General features: G+C 77.8%; 1 pseudogene. It reads left to right on the plus strand.

Going from position 1 to position 270, the window contains the following annotated elements:
- Positions 1–270 (plus strand): annotated as a pseudogene (locus KVT14_RS20435) (epimerase); the annotation flags it as partial.

Genomic DNA, 270 nt, shown 5'->3' on the forward strand with positions numbered 1-270 from the left:
GACTCCTACCTCGGCGGCCACCTCGCCGGGGCGGAGGGCGGCAGCGCGCGGTTCGGCCCGATGGCCCAGGCCTACGCGGACACCCCGCTGGGTCCGGCGCTCGCGCGGATCGCGCAGGAGGCCACCGACGAGCGCGAGTGGCTGCGCGACACCTCCTACCGGCTCGCCGTGCGGCCGTCGGTGGTCAAGCGCGTCGGCCTCGCGGTCGTCCGGCGCGCGGGTCGGCTGAAGCCCAACGGCCGGCTGACCGACCAGTCCCCGCTCACCGCC

Origin of the sequence: Cellulomonas sp. GbtcB1, from assembly GCF_019091725.1 — a bacterium.
Classification (GTDB): Bacteria; Actinomycetota; Actinomycetes; order Actinomycetales; family Cellulomonadaceae; genus Cellulomonas.